Source organism: Erwinia sp. (genome assembly GCF_031978025.1).
In the GTDB taxonomy this organism is placed as follows: Bacteria; Pseudomonadota; Gammaproteobacteria; order Enterobacterales; family Enterobacteriaceae; genus Erwinia.
Genome location: NZ_DALZCD010000326.1, coordinates 4,084 through 4,289, shown reverse-complemented (window position 1 = coordinate 4,289; position 206 = coordinate 4,084).

Genomic DNA, 206 nt, shown 5'->3' with positions numbered 1-206 from the left:
ATAAAGGCGCCCGGGCCTGTCTGAATGAATCTGCTGTCGCAACCCGCGGAGCCTCTGCCGGTGTTTGTTACTGCCGGTTCTTTACGTGGATGCTCTGGTAGCCGGGTGTGACTGCTTCAAAAAGAGAAGATAAGATTTAAATGCAGCTTAAGGTTAACACTGGCAGCCTGTTCGCTGCCGATGTTTTACGCAGGCGCCTTTCGTAA